Raw genomic sequence first — 23,859 nt, 5'->3', positions numbered from 1 at the left:
CTCCGAAGACGGTTCAGTTCGCCCCAGTGTAGATGCGTGACCAGTCTTGCGCCATATCTACGATCACCCACCCCATTTCGGGACCTTTGTCCAGACCATCGACCAACTTGCCAATCGGGCTTTCGCGGTCATAGGCCCATTCACGCTCGGCATCTGTATGATGCACCAGAACGCCCAACCGCGGTCCGTCGCCCGCCGTGGTCCACTCCATCATCGCAAAATCACCGTCCGAGTTGCCACCCGCCAAGATCGGGCGCCTGCCGATGGTGCGTTCGATATTAATCGGTTTGCCCTCTTTGTCGTCCACAAAGGCGATATCAGGGGTTTTGGTGATGACCGGAGTGCCGTCAGCGCTGTCATAGGCAGTACCGGTGTATGTGCCCAGAACCTGTTCGGGTGGGATGCCATAGGCCTCTTCGGCGAAAACGCGCATGAAGTGCAGTCCGCCGCCAGAAACAATGTATGTCTTGAAGCCTTCGTCGCGCAGATAACGCAGCAGCTCGACCATCGGTTGATAGGTCATCTGATCATAGGGCATATCGGTTTCGGGGTGGCGGGCGGTCTCCAGCCAGTCGGCGACTGCGTCCTGAAATTCGTCCACCGAAACGCCCGAGTGCGAAGCATTTACAACCTCAATCAGGGCATCATGGCCGCCTTGCAGCACGGTGTTCAGGTCCCCGTCAGCTGCGGCCTGCAATGTCGGAGAGGTCAGGATCGATGGATCGTCTGCGGCCAATTCAGCCAGCCGGTCCATGGCAAAAAACAGTTGGAAATACACGGGTTGTTCGGCCCAGAGCGTGCCATCATTGTCGAAAACGGCGATCCGTTCGGCAGGCGTCACGTATTCAGGCCGTTCTGGGTCGGTGACGGCCGCGACAAAGTCGATGATCCGGTCTTTGTTGTCGGTGTCGTTCCAACTGGGCAGCGGGTCGGCAAGCAGGGATAGCGGGGCGCAGGCAAGCACAGCGGTGAGAAGTAGATGTCGCATTGGAAGCTCATTCACATTCAAGAAAAAAAGGGCCGCCAAAGAAGTGGCGGCCCGGTTTGGATTTACACGCGACTTAGTTGTTTGTCGGTGTTTCCAGTTTCTGCATCACCTGATCCAGGTTGAAGCTTGCCGCTTTCTGGCGCGGTGGGAATTCCTCGAAGGTTGCGAGGAAGCTACCTACGTATTGCTGGGCCGGAACCAGGAAATACGCGCGATCCAGCAGCCAGTCATAGTAGGTGTTGGACGTGCGATAGGCGCGCTCATACGGGTCGCGACGCAGGTTCACGATCAGCGGGATGCGCAGCTCGGTCCAGGGTTCGATCCATGCGCGCAGCGTCGCCCAGGCTTTCTGCTCAAGGAAGATCAGCTTCCAGTCGTCATAGCGCAGCGCTGTCAGGTCGCCGTCATCCGAGAAATAGAAGATCTCAGAGCGCGGGCTTTCTGTGGTTTCGCCGGTCAACAGGGGCAGGATGTTGTAGCCATCCAGATGCACCTTGTAATCGCGGCCCATACCTGACGAGCTATAGCCAGCTTTCAGCTTTTCCTTGATGTCGGGATCGCCAGCAACCGCCAGATAGGTCGGCAGCCAGTCCATGTGGTGCACGATCTCGTTGGTGACCGATCCGGCTTCGATCTGACCGGGCCAGCGAACCATCGACGGAACGCGCCAGCCGCCTTCCCAGTTGGTGTTCTTTTCACCCCAGAACGGCGTTGCCGCGGCATCCGGCCATGTGTTCATGTGCGGGCCGTTATCGGTCGAGTAGTGAACGATGGTATTATCGGCAATGCCCAGTTCGTCCAACAGATCAAGCAGTTGTCCGACATGCATGTCGTGCTCGATCATGCCGGCGGTGTACTCGTCCGCAACGCCACCAAAGATCTCGTTGGCCTGTTGGCGCATTTCATCTTTGACGTGGGTGCGGAAGTGCATGCGCGTACCGTTCCACCAGACATAGAAGGGCTGACCCTGTTCATGTGCGCGTTTGATGAAGTCGATTGCAGCAGCAACGGTTTCATCGTCCACCGTTTCCATGCGCTTACGAGTCAGCGGGCCGGTGTCTTCGATTGTGCCGTCCGCCTTGGACTTGATCACACCGCGCGGGCCATAGGCCTCGCGGAAGGTGCGGCCATCAGCCAGAACCATGTCGCCGGGATAGTCTTCGTTTTCCGGCTCTTCTTCCGCATTCAGGTGATACAAGTTCCCGAAAAACTCATCAAATCCGTGGTTTGTCGGCAGGTGCTCATCCTTGTCGCCAAGGTGGTTCTTGCCAAACTGACCGGTCACGTAACCGTGGTCTTTCAGCAGGCCTGCGATGGTCGGATCTTCGACCTGCATCCCCAGATCGGCACCGGGTAAGCCAACTTTCGACAGACCCGTGCGGAATACCGACTGACCCATGATGTACGAAGACCGGCCGGCGGTGCAGGACTGCTCGCCATAATAGTCGGTGAAGATCATGCCCTCTTTCGCAACGCGGTCGATGTTCGGCGTCTGATAGCCCATCAGGCCCATTGTGTAGGCCGAGATGTTCGACTGACCGATATCATCACCCCAGATAACCAGGATGTTGGGCTTTTGATCCTGTGCCCATGCGGGCAGGGCCAGTGCAACAGCGACCGAAGCTACAGCGAATTTGCGTATCGTGCTGCGCCAACTTTCTGTAATCGAACGAGGTGGTGACATAGTTTGCTCCTGAACTGACCGGGTCTTAATGACCCGTTGAAGTAAAAGTAATTGAAGGCGATCATTATCTTTTGAGATCGGCCAACAAGGTATTGATTCCCGGCAGGAAAAATTCGCATTACGTCGAGAATCGAATAGCCTTACCTTAGGCTATGACAATGTCTCGAAACCTATCATATGATGAGATTGAAGAATACTAATGTTTGATAATCCGCATGATCGAAAGCGATTGTTGGGCTCTGGCTGGTTTGGTGCGCGCGGGGCGCGGTTTCAGACGGACCTGTTGGCCTGCGGGATAGGAAAAACCTTCAAGGCCGACGAAGCGCTCTACCTGTATGGTGATTTGGCCAATGGCGTTTATGCGGTTCTGGAAGGCGCGGTTCAGATCACGGCCCCCGCTGATGATGGTCAGGAATTCGTTGTGCACAGGCAAGGCGGTGGGTTCTGGATCGGTGATCTGGCCCTGTTTGCCGAAGCAAGCAGGCTGGTGAGCGTTGTTGCCACCCAAACCACGCGAACGCTGTTTTTCCCATCGTCGCGGTTGGACAGGCTGGTCGACGACAATCCCGACTACATCCGTGATTTTTACGCATTGTCGCATGAAAACATGCAAACCGCTTTGCGTATCATGGCCAATCTTGCCGTGACGGGAACAGAAAAGCGTCTTGTTCTGCGCCTGTTGCACTTGGACGAGGGGACCGCGAAATCCGATGGGTGGATCGTGATATCCCAGGATGAGCTAGCCGCAATGGTGGCCGTGTCCCAACCGACATTGCATCGCAATTTGCATCGTCTCGTGGATTTGGGACTGATCGAGCTTGGATACGGACGTGTGCGCTTGAAGGACCGAAGGCAGTTGATTGCCTCGTGTCAGTGCTGAGTTCAAGGGTTGAGCGGCGGTAGCGGGTTCACTGGCGTTTGCGCGGATTGCTTCAGTGACGCAAGCGCTGATAACGCCGCGGCCCAATCCTCGGTCTTTGCGTCGGGGTGCGCCGAGTATCTGGCGGCTCCAATCTGGGCGAGGTGCTGGTCCAAACTGGTGATCTGGCCAGCCACGCCGCTGCGGGACTTCCACATCTCCAAAGCTGCGTAAGCCGCTGCGATATCATGATCTTGCAATGCTCTCTTCAGTTCACCCAACGCATAGTCGGGCGAAGCTAGGAACGCTTCCCGCCGAAGCTGGCGCCACCGGTTGACACGCGGGCGCAGGAAACGGATGGCAAGCCATATGAACAGTGCGCAAGCCACTAACCATACAGCGAACCTAATAATGGTTTCCGCGTCCGGCGGTTGCCATTTCGGTCGAGCCAGTGTCAGGTCGACTGGGGCAATGTCGATGGTTTCGACCTGATCGCTGTCCAGATTGTACCAGCGGATCGAGATAGGCGACAGCTGGGTCTGGCCGCCGTCTTGCGCCAGGTAAACGACCTCATCCACCCGCTGCCCGGATAGAACGCCCCGGTCCTCATTTTCGGTAAAGCGTGGTTCTTTGGGATAGGCTCGCAGCAGAGGGTCCGGGGTGTCCGGGATCAATTCGGGCACCAAAAAAGGTGTTGTTCCAGAGATCTTGGCAGTTAGGCGGCGTGTGATAGATCCACCATTCTCCATATTTGTATCCCCGTCGATCTGCTGATCGACCGTAAGTCCGGTTGCGATGATAAGCGGATCCAGATCGCGTGCGCCCTCTGGAACCACTGCGTTCAGGGTCAAGTTCGGCAAGGGCACGCTGACCTGAACAGGCGCATTCGTTTCAGGGTCGGCAAAGGTAACCACGACGTCTTGCGCACCAAAGGCAACTTTTCCGGCGCGTAGAGGATAGAGGCGATAACTACGCTGAACGCCAGACCAGCTTTCACCTTCGACGGTCTCACTCACTGGTCCCGAGGCACGTTCCGGCAGGCGAACCAACAGGTTCTCTTGCTCAAGCGACGGGAATATCGGAGGCGAGGGCATGAAGGTTGGCACTAGCACCTTGATGCGCAAAATTGCGGGCTGGCCCACGATGACGGGATCCGTGGGTGTCTCGGCGGTGACCTGTGGCTGGACTCTGGTCTGGGCGAACAGTTGAATTGGGATCAACAACATGAGAAGGGCGAGGTATCTCATTGCTGCTGCTCCTGATTTTCCAACAGGAACCGGTTGCGCAGAAAGTCCTGCATGTCGGTATCAATTGTGCTGATCCATTGGTCGGCGGACATGGCCTGTGATCCGTCCGTCGGGGCCTGAATGGTCGTCTGTTCCCCACGCCCGGCGTCGTTGTCAAAGACCGTGTCATCGGCCCCGATACCTGCTTCTTCGCCGGTATCAGACTGTTCTCGCGTGGTTTCAACATAGTCGAGGATCGCTTTCGAGACCTCGAGGTTATGCTGCGCTTCTGGCCAATCCGGCCGGCGTTCCAAGGCGGTCTCAAAGGACGCAATGGCCGGACGATACTCGCGGTTACGTATGCGCGCCATGCCTTCGGAAAATGCGGCTTCGGGCGTGTCCAACTCGGCAAAGATCGCGGCAGCTTCGGGATATTGCCCGGCCTTTAGCCGCGCATACCCTTCCTGATAGGGGTCTTGAAACAACTCCGCCGCTTCAGCATAGCGTTTCTGGTTCATTGCGATCTGGCCCTGCTGGTCCGGCGTCAGGAACCAATCCCGCCAGCCTTCGGCATAAACAGGGCCTGACGGGGACCCAAAGCAAAAGGCCAGCAGTATCAGCCGGATCACCCAACCTCTGCGAAACCAAAGCAATGACAGAAAGGCGGCTGGCCAGGCCAGCAGCCATCCTTTGTCCTGCCAGTCCAGGCGGTCATCATCATCCAGGGCGGCTGTGTAAGCTGATTGAATTTGACGCTGTAAGCGATTGATATCCCAATCATCGCTTGTGAACGGAACCACTGTCGCCCCTTTCAAACCATCGAGCTGCGTGACGTTTTGACCATTGGGCAGCATGGTCAGAAAGAAAACCGGCACAGTTGCGTTCTCAAACCCTGCCAATTGCGAGGGGTCGAGGTCGTCTAAAACGAACAGGACAGCGCCGGGCGTTTCGCTATCGTTCAGGATCGTCTCGGCTAGCGTCAGCGCATTCGCGGCCGCGTCCCCCTGTTTTGGCATGACCGCAGGGGTGAGGCCTTCCAGCAGCGGGCGCAGGATGTTGGCGTCTTCGGTCAAGGGTGCGACGCGATGCGGGGTACCGGCATATGCGATCAAGGCAGTCCGGGCCCCCACACGCGCGTTGATCAGATCGGTGACTTTAAACTTGGCGCGATCCAGGCGGGACGGGGCCAAGTCGGACTCTTCCATGCTGTCGGTCACCTTCAGAGCGATCACCAATGGGGCAGTGTCGGCGACCAGCGGATTGGGTGCCCGCGACCAAGTTGGCCCTGCGGCAGCCAGTGAGACCAGAACAGCCGCGATCATGGCAACATCAATCGGATAGAGGCGTTTCGCGTTGTCAGCCCCCAACTCAAGCGCAGCAGCGAGGTGCGGTGCAATGCCGGCCATCGTCTGAGTACGGGCTTGTGACTTGGGACGCATCAGCCACCACAGTGCCGCAATCGGTATGAGGAGAAGGAGCCATCCCGCTCGAATAAAATGGAAATCTACCAAAGCGCCAATCATGCCGCACCTCTGCGTCGTTGGGCGACGTGTTGGACAGCCAATGTCATCAGCATCAATAGTACGGCCAGTCCAAGTGGATAGTGCGCAAGGCTTTCACGTGGTCGGTAGCTTTGCGTTTCCACAATTCTCGGGTTGAGCTCATCAATGCGGGCATATGTTTCGGCCAGCGCTTCTTGATCATTGGCAAAGAAATACGCTCCACCTGTTCTGTCCGCGATGTCCTTCAGCGCATCCAGATCGACGCGATCCTCGCCCGACGCGTCTGGGTCGCCAACGCCGACCGTATAGATGACAACGCCTTTTTCCGCCGCGATAGCTGCGGCATTGACCGGAGTCATGCGGCTTGAGGTGTCAGCGCCGTCACTCAGGACGATCATCAAACGTTGGTCAACCTCGCTGGATTCAAAGGTGCGGATACCCAGTCCGATAGCATCCCCAAGGGCTGTGTTCGGACCGGCCATACCGACTTGAGCTTGGTCCAGGAAGCCATTCAAACTATTGAGGTCTTCGGTAAACGGGGCCTGCACAAAGGCGCGGGTGCCAAAGATGATCAGCGCCATCCGATCGCCTTGTCGCTCCGCAATGAACTGGCGCAATACATCCTTGACCGCAGCGAGACGTTGGGTCAGCGTGCCGTCTAACGCGGTGAAATCCCTCTGGTCCATTGAACCGGAGATATCCAGGGCCAGAACCACGTCTCGGGCAGACTTTTCAATCACGATCGGTTCTCCCAGCTTTTCGGGCCGGGCCATCGCGATGATAAGAAGGCACCAGATCACAATGACGGTCACAGTCTGGAAGGTTGCACGGCGTGGGATGACGGACCCTGATCGGGGCTCGACGCCAGCGGCCTTTGCTACATGACGGAAGAAAGGAATACGGATCGAGCCGCTTTTCTCGCGGTGAGGCGGGGTAAGCCAGTACACCAAAGCAGGAAGCGGAAGCAGGACGAACACCCAAGGCGCGGCAAAGGAAAACATCACGTATTCCTTTCGCGTTTGTGGGATGTGATCCATTGCTGCGCCAGTTTCGTCAATTCGGGATTGTCGGGAATGGTCGTGTAAGGCGCTGCCGTAAGAGTGCGAGCATCCGTAACAGAAAAATGAGTTTGGTCAGAGGTTTGCGTCAGAAAGCTGATCCACTCGTCTCCATGCAGGCCCGCAACCTGACTGCGTGGAAAGGCAACAAGCGCCGCACGACGCAGGATCTCGGCGATCTTTGCGGGATTGTCTTTCGCAGCCGCCAGTTCAATCAACGCCTCGCGCCGATAGGCGTTCATCCGTCGATGGCGTAGATATGCATGAACACCAAATGCGATCAGCCCAGCAACAAGAATGCCAAGGACGACCCATCCCCAAGTCTGCGGCACCATGGAAACCGGGTCCGGTGGCGGAGCGGGTTCGAGCATGTCCAGCAGGTCAACAAGTGATTTGCCTTCGACGTCAACACTCATCTGCGGCCTCCGGTATGGCCAAACAGCCTGAGCAACTGGTCGAGGGTTGGTTCCGCCGTCGTCAAAGGCACGATGGGAAAGCCATAGCGGCGCGACCAAGTTTGCAACTGAGCCAGCCGATCTTCCATCGCTTGACGGATGCGGTCCGACAAACCCGTGTCCGCGCTGTCCAGTTCAATCTGGTTATCTCCGTCCGACACAGTCAGCCTGAGGTTGGGAACCAATTCACGAGAGCTTGGGTCTGAAATGTTGAATAAAATCAAATTATTTGAAGCGGCAAGTTCACGTATGAGAACCTCGGAGCTGTCATCCAATCCGTCGAAATCCGAAAAGACGCAGATCAGTGTGTTGGTATGCGCAATGCGGGCGGCCTGTTTCAGCACGGCGTTCAAAGTCACGGTCGCTTCGGATCGCTGCGAGGCGCGCAAACTGCAGTTCAGCGCGCCCACGGATGCCAGAAAACGCGTCAGCGCGGCCGGGCGTCGTTGCGGGCGATGTTCGGCCAGATCGGTGTCGCCAAAGACGAGCCCTCCGACCCGGTCGCCTTGGCCCAGCACTCTGTGGGCGGAAATCGCCGCAGCCTCGGCCGCGATCACAGACTTCATGTAAACTTGCGTGCCAAAGAACATCGAAACACGCTGGTCGACCAGCAAAAGGGCCGGGCGGTCGCGTTCTTCGGTATAGACCCTAACGTGGGGCTTTCCTGTGCGGGCCGTGACTTTCCAATCGATGGTGCGGATGTCGTCGCCGGGCAGATAGTTGCGCAGCTCTTCAAAGTTCAAACCGCGCCCACGCAAACGCGATGCGTGCCGTCCGTTCAGGATGGAACGGGCGGGTTGGCGTGGTAAAAGGCTGATCGCACGCGACTTTGGTCCCAACCTTAGAAGGTGGTTCGCATCCACATATATGCGCGGGTCGTCGGGATATGCGGCGGTCTGGGACACGCGGCGTTCCTTAGCTATCAGGGCAGCGCAACAAGCTGCAGGATTTCCGAGATCACATCATCTGCCGATTTCCCGCTGCCTTGCGCCTCGAAGCTCAGGGTGATGCGATGGCGGAACACGTCATGGGCGATGGCGCGAACATCAGCAGGGTCTACATAGTCACGCTGGTTCATCCACGCATGGGCGCGTCCGCATTTGTCCAGCGCCAGAGAGGCACGTGGGCTAGCGCCGATGTCGATCCAACTGGCCAGTTCCTCGCTCAGCGCGCCCGGGGTTCGCGTCGCTTGCACCAGATCGGCCATGTAGCGGTCCATTGCATCGGAAACGTGGATCTGCCCGATCTCGGCGCGTGCAGCAAACACGGCGTCCTGAGGGATCGTCGGCGGCGTATCCTTGGACCCGCCTTGGCCCGCCGCAACCTCTTCTCCGCGCACCAGGCGGATCACTTCAACTTCGTCTTCGACTGGAGGGTAAGTGATCTGGACATGCATCAGGAACCGGTCCATCTGAGCCTCGGGCAAAGGGTAGGTACCCTCCTGTTCAATCGGGTTCTGCGTTGCCATCACGATGAACAAAGGTTCCATTTTATGTGTTGTGCCTGAAACGGTTACCTGCCGTTCTTCCATCGCCTCAAGCAGCGCCGCCTGAACCTTGGCGGGTGCGCGGTTGATCTCGTCAGCGAGGACGATATTGGCAAAGATCGGACCAGGCTCGAACCGGAAGGTTCCGCCATCGTCGGTCTGTTGAAAAACCTCGGTGCCGGTGACGTCCGAGGGCAAAAGATCGGGCGTGAACTGGATGCGGCTGAAACTGGCATCCAGATTGCGGGCCATCGCCTTGACCGCGCGGGTTTTGGCCAGGCCGGGCAACCCTTCAATCAGTAGATTGCCGTTGGCCAACATCCCGATCAACAAGCGGTCGATGACGTCTGTTTGGCCGATGATGGATTGCCCCATGCGGGCCTTGAGATCATTTATCTGATTAAGTGCATTCATTTGGCGGGTCCAATCGGCGTCCACATTCGACGTTAGCAGTGTGGTTGTTCAGAAAAAGGCTGAGAGCAGAAAATCTGTCGTGGCGCCCGTATGTTAGCAGTGTTCGTTCGGACGATCTACCGCGAAATCCGCGCGGCCAATCGGCACAAGTCCTGTCTTAATTCCTCTCGGACTGGGCCGTGGTTAGGAGCGTCCCGCAATGTGTCCAACCAGTGCGCCGGAGGGTTGCGGCCTGCCGACCGGTTCCAGGTCAACGCGCGCAGAATGGCTTGGGTGTCTATGTCGAGCCTGTCGGGAATGTCGAACCCGTTCAGGGTGGCCCATACTCCGGTCCACAACCGCCCAACGGACCAAGGATTATAGCCGCCGCCGCCCAGAACCAGAAATCGCGGCGCAAGTTCCTTGAGCGCGGCGACCGCGTTCCAGTGCGAAGAGTTGGATAAGGTCAGCCGCGACAGAGGATCTTCGGCCACCGCGTCAGCGCCGCATTGCAGGACAATAGCCTGTGGCGAAAAGGCTTGGGCCGCGGGCAAAATCAACTGGTCGAGGATGGCCGCAAACTCATCGTCATTCAGATTTCTGGCCACTGGCAAATTGAACGCAGCACCGTCAGCCTCATCCTCAAGACGTCCGGTAAATGGCCAGCGTCGGGTTTCATGGACCGAGACCATACGAACCTTGTCCGAGCCGTGGAACGCGACCTCGACCCCGTCGCAGTGATGCGCGTCGATATCCACATAGACGATCCGGTCCAAACCCATCTGCAGCAGGGTCATGATCGCAAGAACCGGATCGTTCAGATAGCAAAACCCATTGGCGCGGTCGGGCAGGCCGTGATGCGTGCCGCCCGCAGGGTTGTAGACGATACCGCCGTCACGGATCAGCTCAGCGCCCAGCATCGACCCTCCGGCTGCGGTAGCGGGGCGGCGGTACATCTCGGGGAAGACGGGGTTGGACAAGGTGCCCAGCGCATAGGTTGAGCGGACATCGTCAGAAACGGACTGCTCAGTCTCGGCCGCTTGCAGCGCGTCGATGTACTCGGGCCTATGAAACCGGTGTAGAGCGCTTGGTTTCGCGCAAGGGCTGACACGATAGTTGCCCGCATCCAACCAGCCCAGCGCACGGCTCAGGTCAATTACGGTGGAAACACGCGGAATGGCCAAAGGGTGTTTTGAGCCATAGGTGGAATGGCGATAGATTTCTGACCCTATGAAAATGGGGCTGTTCACAGGCTAGTGGGCCCGCGCCGGTGGCGTGTCATCGCCTAGGCGACCGTCAAGCGACATCAGGATCGCCACCGGGCGCAGCGCGGGTATGTGGCTGAAGATGATCAGAATGCAGACGGTCAGGGGCACGCTGAGGAACGCTCCGATCAGTCCCCAGACGGTGGTCCAAAAGGTCAGCGCCAAGATCACCAGAAACGTGGACATGTTCAGCGATCGCCCCAACATGGCAGGGTCCAGAAAGTTGCCGATCATAAACTGGATCGTGCCGCAACCAAGAACGATGATCAGGAACGGTCCGATCGTTTCGAACTGCACCAAAGCAATCATTGCCGGGAAGATCACGGCGATGATCGACCCGATCGACGGGATGAAGTTCAGCGCAAAGGTCAGCACTGCCCATGTCTCTGCATATTCCAGTCCAAGCACCTTGAAGACGGTATAGCTGATGCCTGCCGTGACAAGGCTGATGAAGGTTTTGACGCCGACATAGCGCTGCAGGCTATAGGTGATAGCGTCCAGAATGGCTGTGAACTCGGCCCCGGTTTCAGGACTGCCTGCGGCCAGCCGGATCTTTTTTCGAAAGGCCAAACGCTCGGCCATCAGGAAGGCGACGTACAGGCTGATCAGAAAGAACTGGTTCAGCAAGGATGTCGCACTGCTCAGCAATAAACGGGCCACATAGGACATGTCGATGCTGACCAGGTTGTCGCGGATGAAAGTCGTGACATCATTCCCAACCAGCCCTGTAATGCGATGCACGGCACCGTCGAACTGGCTCTCATAGGTGCTGATAGAGCGGGCGAACTGCGTGGCCTGACTGCCAAGGATGTACATGATCACGAACAAACCGGCCAATACGACCGTGACAGCGGCGACATTGGCCAGCCAGATGGGAACGCGCGTCAGGGCAATCACGCGATCACTGAGGGCGATGATCAGAACGTTGATCAACAGCGCCATCGTCAGCGGGATCAAAAAGGCCGACCCGGCATAGAGGCCCAGCACGATCAGCGTGGCCACGATGGTCGTGTCGCGTACGACCGACAGTTTCAACCGTGGGCCGCTCGTGTTCTGATCAGGTTCCAAAGTCATCGTTCAGCCCGCCTGTGATGCCGCGTGGCACGTTATACCGATTGGTGGTCGGTCTGAAAGTCGATCCTGCATAGCCGGGCGGGATTTTGCAATGCGAGCAAATGTTTGGCCGGGATAATTTACGTCGCAACCGGGATTTGCCGTTTCAGTGGAATAGCCCCACGGGTTAGGCTTTGCCAATGAGCGCACAAGTGATTCCCTCTTTAAGCCGGCCCATCAGGGCGCTGTGGCTTGCCATAGTTCGGTTCAGCAACAAAAACGGCTTTGTCATGAGCAGCCACGTCGCCATGTCGCTGATGCTGGCCTTGTTTCCCTTTGTGCTGTTTACCGTGGCTTTGGCCGGGTCATTGTCGCAAGGCTATGTGACCGACGAATTGATTGAGTTGGTGTTCGGAGCCTGGCCCAAAGACGTGGCGGGCCCGATCGTTTCCGAACTGCGAGCGGTTTTGCAGGAGTCGGGCTCTGGCGTCATTACCTTGGGTGGTCTTCTTGCGATCTTTTTTGCCTCGAATGGGGTGATGGCGGTACGTGCCGCGATGAACCAGGCCTATCACGACCGGGACGTCTGGCCGTTCTGGAAAACCCGGCTGCTATGTCTGGGGCTTGTGATAGTAGGCGGTGTCGCCATTCTGGGCATCGCCGCGGTCGAGGTTGTCTTGCCTGTCTACACGCAGTTGGTCAGCGAAAAGACGGATGTGGACCTGTCGGACTGGTTGTCGGTCGAACGTTTGCGCTGGACCTTCACCGTCGCGGTTCCGGCAGGCACCGTTCTTTTGGCACATCTGATCCTTCCAACGCGGCGGCATAAGATCATGCAAATTCTTCCCGGAGTCATTCTGACACTGGCCCTGTGGGCCGCAGGCGGGTGGGGGTTCTCGATCTACATCGCCCAGTTTGCAACTTACAGCGCCACATATGCGGGTCTGGCAGGTGTGATGGCGGCGTTGATCTTTCTGTATCTGTGCGCGGCCATTCTGATCTTTGGCGCCGAATACAACGGCGCTTTGATGGATCTGGAGAACGATCATGGTCAGGGGGCGGCATGAAGGCTTTGGTTCTGGCATTCGGGCTGCTACTGCCCGCAGCTGCTTTGGGTCAGTCAGCGACCTACGTCGGGTCCGATCAGTGTGTCGAGTGCCACAAGGACGAGGCCGCTGAATGGTCCTCATCCCACCATGCGCTGGCCTGGACCGAGGTTGGGAAAGGGGCCGTTGTCGCGGATTTTGACGGCACACGGTTCGAACATGACGGCATGTGGGTGGAGTTCTCGGACAAGGACGGAACCGCAAGCGCAGAAGTCACTGAAAAGGATGGGTTCACCAGCGTATATGGTGTGCATTCCGTGGTCGGTATCGAGCCGCTGCAACAGTACCTGTTTGAGACTGAACCGGGTCGGTTGCAAAGCTTTGACGTGGTCTGGGACACCGAAAACAAAGAGTGGTTCCATCTTTACCCCGATCAGGATTTGCCGCCAGATGACGGGTTGCACTGGACCGGGCCATACAAGAACTGGAACGCGCGATGTGCCGAATGCCACGCCACGGGGTTTGAAAAGAAGTACAATGCGGAAACCCGAACCTACAGTTCGACCCAGTCCGAAATCGGTGTCGGGTGCGAGGCCTGCCACGGCCCCGGCTCGGCGCATATCGACTGGGTCGGGGGGCAGAGCCTGCCCGAGGGCTTTGGAAATAGCGGTTTCCTGATTGATTGGGGGCGGGGCCAGACCGAGGTTGAGATCCAGCAATGCGCTGGCTGCCATTCCCGGCGCGAGGCTCATGGAGACGGCAACCCGCTGCCGGGTACCCCGTTTCACGACGCGTATAACCTGGCAGTGCTGCGTCCGGGGCTCTATCACCCTGACGGGCAGATTTTGGACGAGGTCTACGTGTATGGCTCGTTCCTGCAATCCAAGATGTATGATCGCGGAGTAGGGTGCATGGATTGCCACAATCCGCACAGCGCATCCCTTAAGGCCGATGGAAACGGGGTGTGCACGCAATGCCACTCTCCGGCTGCCAACCCGCGGTTCCCGACGCTGAGTGCGAAAGAGTACGACTCGCCCGCGCATCATCACCACCCTGATAGCAGTGAAGGTGCGCAGTGCAAATCCTGCCATATGATCGAGCGTGTCTACATGGGGGTGGACGGCCGTCGCGACCACAGTTTCCGCATCCCGCGTCCCGACATGGGGCTTGGACAGGATGCCTGTACGGATTGCCATCAGGATCAGGACCAGGATTGGGCTGCGCAGCAGATCGAAGGCTGGTTCCCGGACAGCACGCACAGAGAACCGCATTTCGGATCGATCTTTCAGGCCGCCACGCTGGGCCTTGCCGAAGGACCTGAGGACCTTCTGGGGATTGCGACTGACCCGGATCAACCCGGTATCATCCGCGCAACGGCGGCTTATCTCTTGCAGCCCTTTGGCTCCGCAGATGTGGCAGCTCGGACTGCCGCGTTGTTGACGGACGAAGACCCGCTAGTGCGCGCCAATGCAGCGCCCTTGCAGCGTCAGGCCAGCTTGCCCGATCAAGTCCAGCGTCTTGAGCCTTTGTTGTCGGACCCATTGCGAAACGTCCGTATCTCTGCCGCGAAAGAGTTCCTGAACATTCCGCCTCAAGCGTTATCGCGCCCGCAGCAGCAAGCCTCTGGGCAGGCTATGTCCGAGTGGCAGTCGGCGATTTCGAACCGTCTGGATTTCCCGGAAACCCATCTTGTTCTGGGGGGCATGGCCCTGACATTCCGCAACGCCAGAGCCGCCGAACAAGCGTTCCAAGAGGTCGTGACACTTGATCCGCAAAGGGCCGAGGCCTGGCCCATGCTGGTCCAGTTGGCGCAGATCAATCGCGGGCCTCAGGCAGCGCGCGAGATGCTGCAACAGGGGCTGGAGATCATTCCCGAAGACCCGAACCTTCTGCAATTGCAGGACCAGATGGGCCGCTGAAACGGCAAGGCTTGGCCCGGTTTCGGCCACGTTCCCGGCAAAATTCGCAATTACCAGTGACACTGAGGCAAGAACTGCCCCAGCGTAAAGGTGAGTGATGTTTCTGAAACCGGTCCACACGTCCCAACTGAAACGACCATTGGCCGTGTCTCAGCGGGTCGAAGAGTTACGCGCCCGACCGCCGCAATACATCAACCACGGCGAAGCGCTCTTGTTACAGGGCATTGCGGTTGCGTCGCTGCGCGAACAAGTGCTGACCGAAGATCGAATTTCGCTGGACGACTGATTTAGCCGCGGAACCCGGTTGCGACCACAAATTTCTCGGAACTGTCCGAGCGCGACGCGGGTGGTTTCACATTCGCAACCTTGTCGAATTTCTGTTTCAACAGCTTCTGCAGATCGCCTTCGGCACCGCCCGCCAGCACCTTGGCCACGAAAGTGCCGCCTTCGTCCAGTACGTCAAACGCGAAATAGGCCGCCGTTTCGCACAGGGCCATAATGCGCAGGTGGTCGGTTTGTTTGTGCCCAGATGAGGCCGCAGCCATATCGGACATCACCACATCTGCCTTGCCACCCAGCCAGTCTTTGACCTTCACGTCGGCGTCGTCTTCCATGAAGTCCAGCACATGGGCCTCGGCACCGGCGACGGGTTCAACCTCTTGCAGGTCCACACCCAGAACCGTGCCGATCCGCTTGCCGGACTTTTCGCCCAACGCATTGACGCGTTTCACGGCCACTTGCAACCAGCCGCCCGGGGCGCAGCCCAGATCGACCACGCGCGCACCGGGGACGAGAAAGCGGAATTTATCGTCCAATTCCAGAATCTTATAGGCCGCGCGCCCACGATAGCCTTCGGCCTGCGCGCGTTTCACATACGGGTCGTTCAGCTGCCGCTCGAGCCAACGGGTCGAGCTGAGCTTGCGCCCGCGTGCCGTCTTAACCTTGACCTTCAGGTCGCGCTGCCCGCGGCCCGAGGTGTTTTTGCCACTTGGTGTTTTCGCCATCAGAACGGTCCGTCTTCCAATACACCGTCCGCGCTCATCTGCGCATAAAGCAGGCCTTCGCGCAGCCCTCGATCCGCCACGGAAAGGCGGTCGGTGGGCCAGCATCTTAACAGCGCCTGCAAAATGGCCGAGCCGGACATGATCAGGGCCTGCCGGTCATCGCCGATACGCGGATCCCGGCGCCGACCCTGAGGGCCGAGTTCTAGATACCCACGTATCACTTTGTCAATCTGATCGCTGGTCATGCGCAAACCGTCCACCTTTGTGCGGTCATAGCGCTTGAGGCCCAGGTGCGAAGCGGCGACAGTCGTGACCGTGCCGCTGGTGCCGACGATCTGGAACCCCTCGCGGGCCTGTTCATCTTTATAGGGCGCAAAATCGGCCAGATTTTCCTCGAAAAACCAGCTCATTAGGGCAAACCGGGCCGAGTCATCCTCGACATCATGAAACTGGTCGCGCAGCGTGGCCACACCCAAAGGAACGCTGATCCAGTCAACGACTTTGGCCGCAGGAAAGGGGCTTTCGCTGGTGTGAAACCCGTTATGCAAGCGCATGATCGCCGCTGGCCGGTCGCGGCGCGGCACGGATGAGATGTCAATCCACACCAGTTCGGTCGAACCGCCTCCGATATCGACGACCAGTAACTGCTCGGTCTTGGTCGACACCAGCGGGGCGCAAGAGATTACGGCCAGACGCGCTTCTTCCTCGGGTTGGATAATCTCAAGCGTCAGGCCGGTTTCGCGTTTGACCTGCCGTATGAAGTCGCGGGCGTTTTTCGCGCGGCGGCACGCCTCGGTCGCGACTAGACGCATGCGCCGAACCTTGTTGCGTTTTAGCTTTTGCTGACAGATGCGCAGAGCCTGAATGGTGCGCGCCATCGAAGACCGAGACAACCGTCCGGTCCGTTCCAGTCCCGCACCCAATTGTACGGACTTGGAAAAGCTGTCTACCACATGGAACCCGCTGCCTTTGGGCTGGGCTATCAACATGCGGCAACTATTTGTTCCCAAATCCAGCGCCGCATACAACGCATCTGGATCGGGTCTTGCTGGCGCGGGGCTTTCGACCGCCTTCGGGAACGCGCCCGCACCTTTGGGACGCTTGGGCGCCATATTAAACGCCCTCCGAACTTCGAGTTACCCCGACCATAGGTCGCGGAAATGCGTCGTGCAAGACGCTCATTAAAGTGATGAGAATTTTGATATGAGTCTTTGAAGAAGACTCCGTTACAAGCCCGGTATCCCATCGTGGGCAAAAAGGTCGCTGGAAATGCGCCGTGTGTCGAAATTCGACCGACTTGCCCCCACATAGAAGTTTAGAACCGATCCATCTGGTTAGGAGGAATCAAACGCAATGCCTGACGTCACCATCGTATACTGGCGCGACATTCCCGCCCAAGTCATCGTCGGCAAAGGCCGTCGTGGCGCAAAGCGGCAGTTGGAGGAACGGTTCGAACAAGCCATCGACCGCGCGGCCATGAAGGTGAACGCCAAGGACAGCGATGCCTATCTGGCCGAATGGCGCAAGGCCGAGCCTTTTGCGGTTGAGGGCGAGCCCTCTGAAATCGCCGAGGCAGAAGCCGTGCGTCTGGAAACGGAATACGATCAGGACCGCATCAAAGCGCTGATCGCCAATGACGGTTGGGCATGAGCCCGAGACAGCTATGGGAGGCCGCAATGGCTTTGCTGAACTTCAAGAAACGTGATGCGGTCGAAAACGGCCCTGTGAACCCGACCGTCGAAGCCTTTTTGCAGGGCTATTCGATCGAGGTTATGCCGCGCACCGCCGAGAAGGTTGAAGACTTCCGCGCGCTGCTGCCCGAAGGCACACGCGTTTACATTGCCCATATCGAAGGCACGCCTATCGAGGACATGGTCAAAACCGCCAAGCGCATCGCTGCCGAAGGTTATCCGGTGATGCCGCACTTCCCGGCGCGGATCATCAAGGACGCAGCGACGCTGGAAAACTGGATTTCGATGTACCAGGGTGAAGCGGGCGTTGATCAGGCGCTGCTGCTGGCTGGTGGCGTTGCCAAACCGCATGGCGACTTTGACAGCTCGATGCAGTTGCTGGAATCCGGTTTGTTTGACAAGGCTGGCTTCAAGCGTCTGCACGTCGCGGGCCACCCCGAAGGCAACAAGGATATCGACCCGGACGGCTCGACCAAGAACGTGGACGAGGCGCTGCGTTGGAAACAGAAATTCTCTGAGAGTACCGATGCTGAGATGGCGTTGGCGACCCAGTTTGCATTCGACGCCAAGCCCATCATCGAGTGGGCCGACAGCCTGAAAGAGGCTGGTATCGACATCCCGGTCCATATCGGTATCGCGGGTCCCGCGAAACTGCAGACGCTGATCAAGTTCGCCATCGCGTGCGGCGTTGGTCCGTCGCTGAAGGTTCTGCAGAAGCGCGCAATGGACGTCTCCAAGCTGCTGCTGCCTTATGAGCCGACCGATGTGATCACCGAATTGGCCAACCACAAGGCGGCCAACCCGGATTTCAACATCACCAACGTACACTTCTTCCCGCTTGGCGGCATCAAGACCAACGCCAACTGGGCGATCAACAACGGCGGCGCCTCGGCAAAGCCTGCAAATTCTTAAGGAACGGACATGACCCGTACAGTCGTAGAATCAAAAACAAAAACTGCCGTTCTGGGCTTTGACGAGCCGTTCTGTGTAATTGGTGAGCGGATCAACCCGACAGGTCGCAAGAAATTGGCGGCCGAGCTGGAAGCGGGCGATTTCTCGACCGTCGAGAAAGACGCGCTGGCGCAGGTTCTGGCGGGGGCAACCGTTCTGGATATCAACGCGGGCGTTGTCTACAACTCGAACCCCAACCCCAACGAGACCGAACCGCCGCTGATGCGCAAAATTGTCGAGCTGGTGCAGGGTCTGGTCGACGTGCCGCTGTGCATCGACTCGTCGGTTCCCGGCGCTCTTGAGGCCGGTCTTGAGGCGGCTGAGGGTCGTCCGCTGCTGAACTCGGTCACTGGCGAAGAAGAACGTCTGGAACTGGTTCTGCCGCTGGTCAAGAAGTACAACGTACCAGTTGTGGCGATCTCGAACGACGATACCGGGATCTCGGAAGACCCCGATGTCCGCTTTGACGTCGCCAAGAAGATTGTTGAGCGCGCAGCTGATCACGGCATCCCAGCGCATGACATCGTCGTTGACCCGCTGGTCATGCCCATCGGTGCGATGGCGACCGCTGGCCAGCAGGTGTTCGCCCTGGTCCGTCGTCTGCGTGAAGAACTGGGCGTTAACACGACTTGCGGTGCGTCCAACATCTCGTTTGGCCTGCCGAACCGTCATGGCATCAACAACGCCTTCCTGCCGATGGCCATGGGCGCCGGTATGACGTCGGCGATCATGAACCCGGTTGCTTTGCCGATCACGCAGAAGAAGATCGCCGAGAAGAAAGAGGCCGTTGCAGCCGCCGGCATCATCCTGCCCGAAGGCATGGATGACGAGGCGTTCGTGCAGATGTTCGGTCTGGGTTCGACCAAGCCGCGCGCTGGCAAGGAAATGGAAGCGATCCGCGCTGCCAACCTGCTGACCAACAACGACCCGCATGGCGGCGAGTGGATCCGGTTCAACAAATCCCCCGAAGAGGCCGGAGCTGCTGGTGCAGCGGGTGGCCGTCGCGGCGGTGGACGTCGTCGTCGCGCCTGATCGACCTACAGGGTTTAAAGACAAGGCCGGGCAAGTATGCCCGGCCTTTTTCATATTGATGCGGATCAACGCCAGCCTTTGATCACCCTGTGATACTGTTGAAACATCGCACCAACGGTCAGGAGAGCATATGGGCAAGCATTATCCCCCACGGCTGGGAGACGCAGACCTTACCAAGCGTCTGAGCAAGAAAGACTATTTTGAGCGTTTGGTTGAATTGCAGGCGAAATTGGCTCTGATCCAGCAGGCTTATCTGTTTCACGGCGTCAAAGGTGTTCTGGTCTTTGAAGGCTGGGATGCGGCAGGAAAGGGCGGGACAATCCGCCGGATCAGCCAGGCACTGGACCCGCGCAGCTTCAAAGTTTGGCCGATCGGGGCCCCGCGCAACTACTATCTGAACCGGCACTACCTGCTACGCTTTTGGGAGCGATTGCCGCCAGAGGGTGCGATCTCGGCTTTTGACCGCAGTTGGTACGGGCGCGTCCTGGTCGAACGGCTTGAAAACCTGACGCCTGAGGAACGCTGGCGCGCCGCATACCGCGAGATCAACGATTTCGAACGGATGGTGGTGGATGACGGCACCCGGATTGTCAAACTGTTCTTCCACATCTCGCCCGAAGAACAGATGGCCCGGTTCACTGAACGGCTGCACAACCCGCTCAAACGGTGGAAGCTGACCTATGAGGATTTTCGCAACCGCGAAAAATGGGATGAGACCGAGGTGGCCATTGATGAAATGCTGGCCCGCACCTCTACCGAGGTCGCACCTTGGCATGTGATCCCTGCCAACAACAAAAAATACGCTCGGATCAAAGCGATGGAGATCATTGTGGACACGTTCTCCAAGGCGATCGACCTGAACCCGCAGCATCTGGACATACGTACGCTAGAGGCCGCGCGCGAAGTGATGACGGTCGACCGGGATCTGATCGACAGCTTGCGTGCACGAACGGAATAGGGTGCGAGCGCCGCGGATCAGAGCTTGAAGTCTGCGGCGGCGAAATGCTATCGGTTTCAGGCACGGGCGGGTATGGTGAAAAGGTATCACACGAGCTTCCCAAGCTCTTGTTACGGGTTCGATTCCCGTTACCCGCTCCAGCCTTTTTCAGACATTGGTGGATTGCTTGTCTATTCGGCTTTACGCGCCTGAAACAGGTTGATTTCGGCCGGGATGTGAACTGCATCTTCGGTCGCAAAGGGGCGAAACGCCTCGGCCACTTTTTGCTGAATTGCCGTGACATCTTCGGGCGTGCCATCGAAGTGGTTGATCACGCGGGCCGCGGGGCCAACCCGCGTGCACAAGCCAGCGCAGTCCAGCAATGAGCCTTTGAACTGCAGCATCAGGGCGACGACTTCGGCGCGGACATCCTGAAGCCCTGCTTGTTCAAGAAGTCCAGCCACCCTGTCCCGGTCATGAAACGCAAGAGGGCCGGGGGCGTTGCGGTCCACATTGGGGGGATTGCCAAGCCGTTCGGTGGCAGCCACATGTGGTAGCTTGAACCACGGGTTGGGACGCAGAGGGCCCCACGCGGCAAACGTCATCTGGCCGCCCGGCTTCAACGCGCGCGCCATGTTGGCAAAGGCGGCAACCGTGTCTTCGAAAAACATGACGCCAAAGCGCGAGATCATCGCGTCCCGATCGCCTTCGTTGAACGGGTGGGACTGGGCGTCGGCGTATTGGAAGGCGATGTTTTGCAGCCCAGCTTCGGACGCACGGACCGAGGCGCGATCCAGAAACGGTTGCGAGACATCTGCGGCCAGAACATGGCCTTCTGCGCCAACAGCCTGTGCCGCAGCAATCGAACTGGCTCCGGTACCACTACCGACGTCCAGCACACGCATGCCGGGCTGCAACCCGGCGCGGTCCAGTACCAGCTCCAGAACAGGGGACATAAGCTGATCCAGCTGGTCCTCGTACGTCAACCATTTCGCGCCGGACGCGGACTTGCCCCAGTATTCGGCCTGTTCTTCGTTTGCGATCTGCATATGGTCCCCCGGTGTTGCGGGAGACTATGACCGCCTGCGCCGCCTGCGGCCAGTGCTTTCTTCGGACCCGCCGGTGTTGAAGGATGGCGAGGGCAGGGTGACCACCTGCGCCAGTTCCGGGAACGGATCGGTCTTGTGCGGGATCGCGTTTGCGGCGACGAAGTGGTCCTGGAATTTGGGCTCGATAGCGGTTTCGACCTTGGTGATCTCGCGCACCACGCGCTCAATCTCGGACCGGGCTGCGATATTGCACAGAGCGATCCGTGCGCCGGTGCCTGCGGCATTGCCCGCGCTGGTAACCTTGTCCAGCGGCGCGTCCGGGATCATGCCCAACACCATCGCGTGCTTGGTCGAGATATGCGCGCCGAACGCCCCGGCCAGAACGACGCGGTCGACTGTGTCTACCTCCATCTCATCCATCAGCAAACGCGCACCGGCATAGAGCGCGGATTTGGCCAGCTGAATGGCGCGGATGTCGCCTTGGGTGACCGTGATGCGGGGGCCGCCTTCGGCGCTGGCATCGTGGATCAGATAGGCGTGGGTGCGGCCTTCGGGGACACAGCGGGGGGTGCCGGTCTGTGCGGCGGACCCGATCAGGCCGCCTTCGTCCAGCAGCCCTGCGATGCGCATTTCGGCGACCGCCTCGATGATGCCTGAACCGCATATGCCCGTGATGCCGGTCGTTGCGACGTCCTGATCAAAGCCTTCCTCATCGGACCATTTCTCGGACCCGATCACGCGGAATCGAGGTTCCTTGGTAACGGGATCAATCTCGATACGCTCGATGGCGCCGGGTGCCGCACGCTGACCGGAACTGATCTGAGCACCTTCAAAGGCTGGCCCGGTGGGCGAAGAACAGGCCAGAACGCGGCTGGTGTTGCCCAGCAGGATTTCGGCGTTTGTACCCACGTCTACGATCAGAACGAGGTCCTCGGATTTACCGGGCTCCTCGGACAAGGCCACAGCGGCACAGTCCGCGCCGACATGGCCTGCGATGCACGGCAGGATATAGACCTGCGCGCGGGGGTTCATGTTGGTCAGATCCATCTCACGTGCGGGTAAGGACATACTTTCCGACGTCGCCAACGCGAAAGGGGCTTGCCCCAGCTCGACCGGGTCGAGTCCCAGCAGCAGGTGGTGCATGACCGGGTTACACACAAAGACCGTTTCCACGATCAACGCGGCGTCGATTCCGGCTTCGTCCGCGATCGAGGTCGTCAGGTCGTTGATCGCTTCGCGCACGGCCTTGGTCATTTCCTGATCGCCGCCGGGGTTCATCATCGAGTATGACACGCGGCTCATAAGGTCTTCGCCGAAGCGGATCTGCGGGTTCATCAGACCCGAGGACGCCTTGACCTCACCGGTTTCCAGATCGGTCAGGTGGGCCGCGATCGTGGTCGAGCCGAGGTCGATGGCCAGCCCGTAAAGCCCGCTTTCGTGCAGGCCGGGCCAGATTTCGACGACCTTCGCCACTTCGTCCTTGTGGCCCTTGTGGACGGCGACGGTGACCTCCCACTTGCCCTTGCGCAGAACGGGCTGCAGTTTTGACATCAGGGACAAGTCTGCGGTGACAGCGTCAATCTTCCACTGTTCACGCAGGGCACGTTCCAGCCGCTCCAGATCGCCGGTGGGAGAGTGCATGTCGGGCTCTTCCACGACCACGAAATACAACCGTGTCGCCGGGTCCATGGTGATCGCGCGCGCAGCGGCGGCTTTGCGGACGACCTGGCGGTGCACCTGGCTTTCGGGCGGCACGTCGATCACGATGTCGCCCTGAACGGTGGCCTGACAGCCCAGACGACGGCCGGGTTTCAGACCGCGCTTGTCGTCATAACGCTGCTCGACGGCGTTCCATTCGCTCAGCGCGTCCTCGGATACGGTCACGCCATGCTTGGGGAACTCACCATAGCTGGGCGTGATCTGGCATTTCGAACAAATGCCACGGCCGCCACAGACCGAATCCAGATCGACGCCCAACTGCCGTGCAGCGGTCAGAACCGGAGTGCCCACGGGGAAGTGCCCGCGTTTGCCCGACGGGGTAAAGACGACAAGGGGGTCGGTGGTCATGTTTGGCCTGCCTTTTGTATTCGCGCGTATGCCGGGCAAGATATGGGTTTACGCGCAAAGGGAAAGCCATTCAGCGGCACGTTTTGCACGTCTTGCGTCGTTTTTTGCAGCGGTATCGGGCCGCAGGGGGAAACTAGTTTGGGTCAGGGGCTTTTCCTTACCTCAAATCCATGCAATAGGGTCACCGCCAAACG

22 protein-coding genes and 1 tRNA gene are annotated in these 23,859 nt (G+C 58.8%); 9 read left to right on the top strand and 14 right to left on the bottom strand.

The window, feature by feature from the left end; all coding sequences use genetic code 11:
• Nucleotides 1–13: 13 nt before the first annotated feature.
• The gene (locus ACR0MV_RS02780; protein ID WP_480700902.1) at nt 14–988 is read right to left on the bottom strand and encodes an HAD family hydrolase; all 975 of its coding nucleotides are present in this window, start codon (nt 986–988) and stop codon (nt 14–16) included.
• A gap of 73 nt (nt 989–1,061) precedes the next feature.
• Nucleotides 1,062–2,672, bottom strand: a complete 1,611-nt coding sequence (locus ACR0MV_RS02775; RefSeq protein ID WP_480700901.1) for an arylsulfatase — start codon at nt 2,670–2,672, stop codon at nt 1,062–1,064.
• 199 nt (nt 2,673–2,871) lie between these two features.
• Here ACR0MV_RS02775 and ACR0MV_RS02770 point away from each other — a divergent pair, with 199 nt between their 5' ends.
• Complete coding sequence (locus tag ACR0MV_RS02770) at nt 2,872–3,552, top strand: Crp/Fnr family transcriptional regulator (RefSeq protein WP_170424635.1); 681 nt, start codon at nt 2,872–2,874, stop codon at nt 3,550–3,552.
• 2 nt (nt 3,553–3,554) lie between these two features.
• On the opposite strand, the gene ACR0MV_RS02765 is transcribed toward ACR0MV_RS02770, so the two are convergent.
• The 8 genes from ACR0MV_RS02765 to ACR0MV_RS02730 all read right to left on the bottom strand — a co-directional run bounded on the left by ACR0MV_RS02765 (nt 3,555) and on the right by ACR0MV_RS02730 (nt 11,990).
• Nucleotides 3,555–4,778: a hypothetical protein gene (locus ACR0MV_RS02765; protein ID WP_480700900.1), complete on the bottom strand. Its 1,224-nt coding sequence runs from the start codon at nt 4,776–4,778 to the stop codon at nt 3,555–3,557.
• Nucleotides 4,775–6,196, bottom strand: a complete 1,422-nt coding sequence (locus ACR0MV_RS02760) for a VWA domain-containing protein (protein WP_480700899.1) — start codon at nt 6,194–6,196, stop codon at nt 4,775–4,777. Before ACR0MV_RS02760 ends, ACR0MV_RS02765 begins: the two co-directional genes overlap by 4 nt.
• A gap of 80 nt (nt 6,197–6,276) precedes the next feature.
• Nucleotides 6,277–7,260: a vWA domain-containing protein gene (locus ACR0MV_RS02755; RefSeq protein WP_480700898.1), complete on the bottom strand. Its 984-nt coding sequence runs from the start codon at nt 7,258–7,260 to the stop codon at nt 6,277–6,279.
• Entirely contained in the window at nt 7,260–7,733 is a 474-nt protein-coding gene (locus tag ACR0MV_RS02750) for a DUF4381 domain-containing protein (RefSeq protein ID WP_480700897.1), read from the bottom strand. Before ACR0MV_RS02750 ends, ACR0MV_RS02755 begins: the two co-directional genes overlap by 1 nt.
• Entirely contained in the window at nt 7,730–8,677 is a 948-nt protein-coding gene (locus ACR0MV_RS02745) for a DUF58 domain-containing protein (RefSeq protein WP_480700896.1), read from the bottom strand. Before ACR0MV_RS02745 ends, ACR0MV_RS02750 begins: the two co-directional genes overlap by 4 nt.
• 17 nt (nt 8,678–8,694) lie before the next feature.
• Entirely contained in the window at nt 8,695–9,672 is a 978-nt protein-coding gene (locus ACR0MV_RS02740) for an AAA family ATPase (RefSeq protein WP_480700895.1), read from the bottom strand.
• A 116-nt stretch (nt 9,673–9,788) separates the two neighbouring features.
• The gene (locus ACR0MV_RS02735) at nt 9,789–10,901 is read right to left on the bottom strand and encodes an acetoin utilization protein AcuC (RefSeq protein WP_480700894.1); all 1,113 of its coding nucleotides are present in this window, start codon (nt 10,899–10,901) and stop codon (nt 9,789–9,791) included.
• 3 nt (nt 10,902–10,904) lie between these two features.
• Complete coding sequence (locus ACR0MV_RS02730; RefSeq protein ID WP_480700893.1) at nt 10,905–11,990, bottom strand: AI-2E family transporter; 1,086 nt, start codon at nt 11,988–11,990, stop codon at nt 10,905–10,907.
• Nucleotides 11,991–12,169: 179 nt separating this feature from the next.
• Between ACR0MV_RS02730 and ACR0MV_RS02725 the strand changes: the two genes are divergently transcribed.
• The 3 genes from ACR0MV_RS02725 to ACR0MV_RS02715 all read left to right on the top strand — a co-directional run bounded on the left by ACR0MV_RS02725 (nt 12,170) and on the right by ACR0MV_RS02715 (nt 15,220).
• Nucleotides 12,170–13,036, top strand: coding sequence for a YihY/virulence factor BrkB family protein (locus tag ACR0MV_RS02725; protein WP_480700892.1), 867 nt, complete (start codon nt 12,170–12,172; stop codon nt 13,034–13,036).
• A complete protein-coding gene (locus ACR0MV_RS02720) occupies nt 13,033–14,934 on the top strand; it encodes a cytochrome c3 family protein (RefSeq protein WP_480700891.1) in 1,902 nt (633 codons plus the stop codon). The genes ACR0MV_RS02725 and ACR0MV_RS02720 overlap by 4 nt, the downstream gene beginning before the upstream one ends.
• Nucleotides 14,935–15,031: 97 nt before the next feature.
• The gene (locus ACR0MV_RS02715) at nt 15,032–15,220 is read left to right on the top strand and encodes a hypothetical protein (RefSeq protein WP_170424658.1); all 189 of its coding nucleotides are present in this window, start codon (nt 15,032–15,034) and stop codon (nt 15,218–15,220) included.
• A gap of 1 nt (nt 15,221) precedes the next feature.
• On the opposite strand, the gene ACR0MV_RS02710 is transcribed toward ACR0MV_RS02715, so the two are convergent.
• Both ACR0MV_RS02710 and ACR0MV_RS02705 read right to left on the bottom strand, forming a co-directional pair.
• Entirely contained in the window at nt 15,222–15,938 is a 717-nt protein-coding gene (locus ACR0MV_RS02710; RefSeq protein WP_170424660.1) for an RlmE family RNA methyltransferase, read from the bottom strand.
• Nucleotides 15,938–17,050, bottom strand: a complete 1,113-nt coding sequence (locus tag ACR0MV_RS02705; protein WP_170424662.1) for a Ppx/GppA phosphatase family protein — start codon at nt 17,048–17,050, stop codon at nt 15,938–15,940. Before ACR0MV_RS02705 ends, ACR0MV_RS02710 begins: the two co-directional genes overlap by 1 nt.
• A 241-nt stretch (nt 17,051–17,291) precedes the next feature.
• Here ACR0MV_RS02705 and ACR0MV_RS02700 point away from each other — a divergent pair, with 241 nt between their 5' ends.
• From ACR0MV_RS02700 to ACR0MV_RS02680, 5 genes are all read left to right on the top strand, one after another.
• Entirely contained in the window at nt 17,292–17,588 is a 297-nt protein-coding gene (locus ACR0MV_RS02700) for a virulence factor (protein ID WP_170424664.1), read from the top strand.
• Between the two features lie 26 nt (nt 17,589–17,614).
• Nucleotides 17,615–18,541 carry a methylenetetrahydrofolate reductase gene (locus ACR0MV_RS02695; protein WP_170424666.1) on the top strand — a complete coding sequence of 309 codons (927 nt, stop codon included), beginning with the start codon at nt 17,615–17,617 and terminating at the stop codon, nt 18,539–18,541.
• Nucleotides 18,542–18,550: 9 nt separating this feature from the next.
• The gene (locus ACR0MV_RS02690) at nt 18,551–19,612 is read left to right on the top strand and encodes a methyltetrahydrofolate cobalamin methyltransferase (RefSeq protein WP_475202989.1); all 1,062 of its coding nucleotides are present in this window, start codon (nt 18,551–18,553) and stop codon (nt 19,610–19,612) included.
• A 130-nt stretch (nt 19,613–19,742) separates the two neighbouring features.
• A complete protein-coding gene (locus ACR0MV_RS02685; RefSeq protein WP_480700890.1) occupies nt 19,743–20,570 on the top strand; it encodes a polyphosphate kinase 2 family protein in 828 nt (275 codons plus the stop codon).
• A 66-nt stretch (nt 20,571–20,636) separates the two neighbouring features.
• A tRNA-Gly gene (locus ACR0MV_RS02680) sits at nt 20,637–20,710 on the top strand.
• 30 nt (nt 20,711–20,740) lie between these two features.
• Here ACR0MV_RS02680 and ACR0MV_RS02675 read toward each other — a convergent pair.
• Nucleotides 20,741–21,598, bottom strand: a complete 858-nt coding sequence (locus ACR0MV_RS02675; RefSeq protein ID WP_480700889.1) for a class I SAM-dependent methyltransferase — start codon at nt 21,596–21,598, stop codon at nt 20,741–20,743.
• A gap of 24 nt (nt 21,599–21,622) precedes the next feature.
• The gene (locus ACR0MV_RS02670; protein WP_480700888.1) at nt 21,623–23,665 is read right to left on the bottom strand and encodes an ASKHA domain-containing protein; all 2,043 of its coding nucleotides are present in this window, start codon (nt 23,663–23,665) and stop codon (nt 21,623–21,625) included.
• Between the last annotated feature and the right edge of the window lie 194 nt (nt 23,666–23,859).

The organism is Ruegeria sp. BC3 (assembly GCF_056539265.1).
This window is presented reverse-complemented; position numbering and strand designations above follow the sequence as displayed.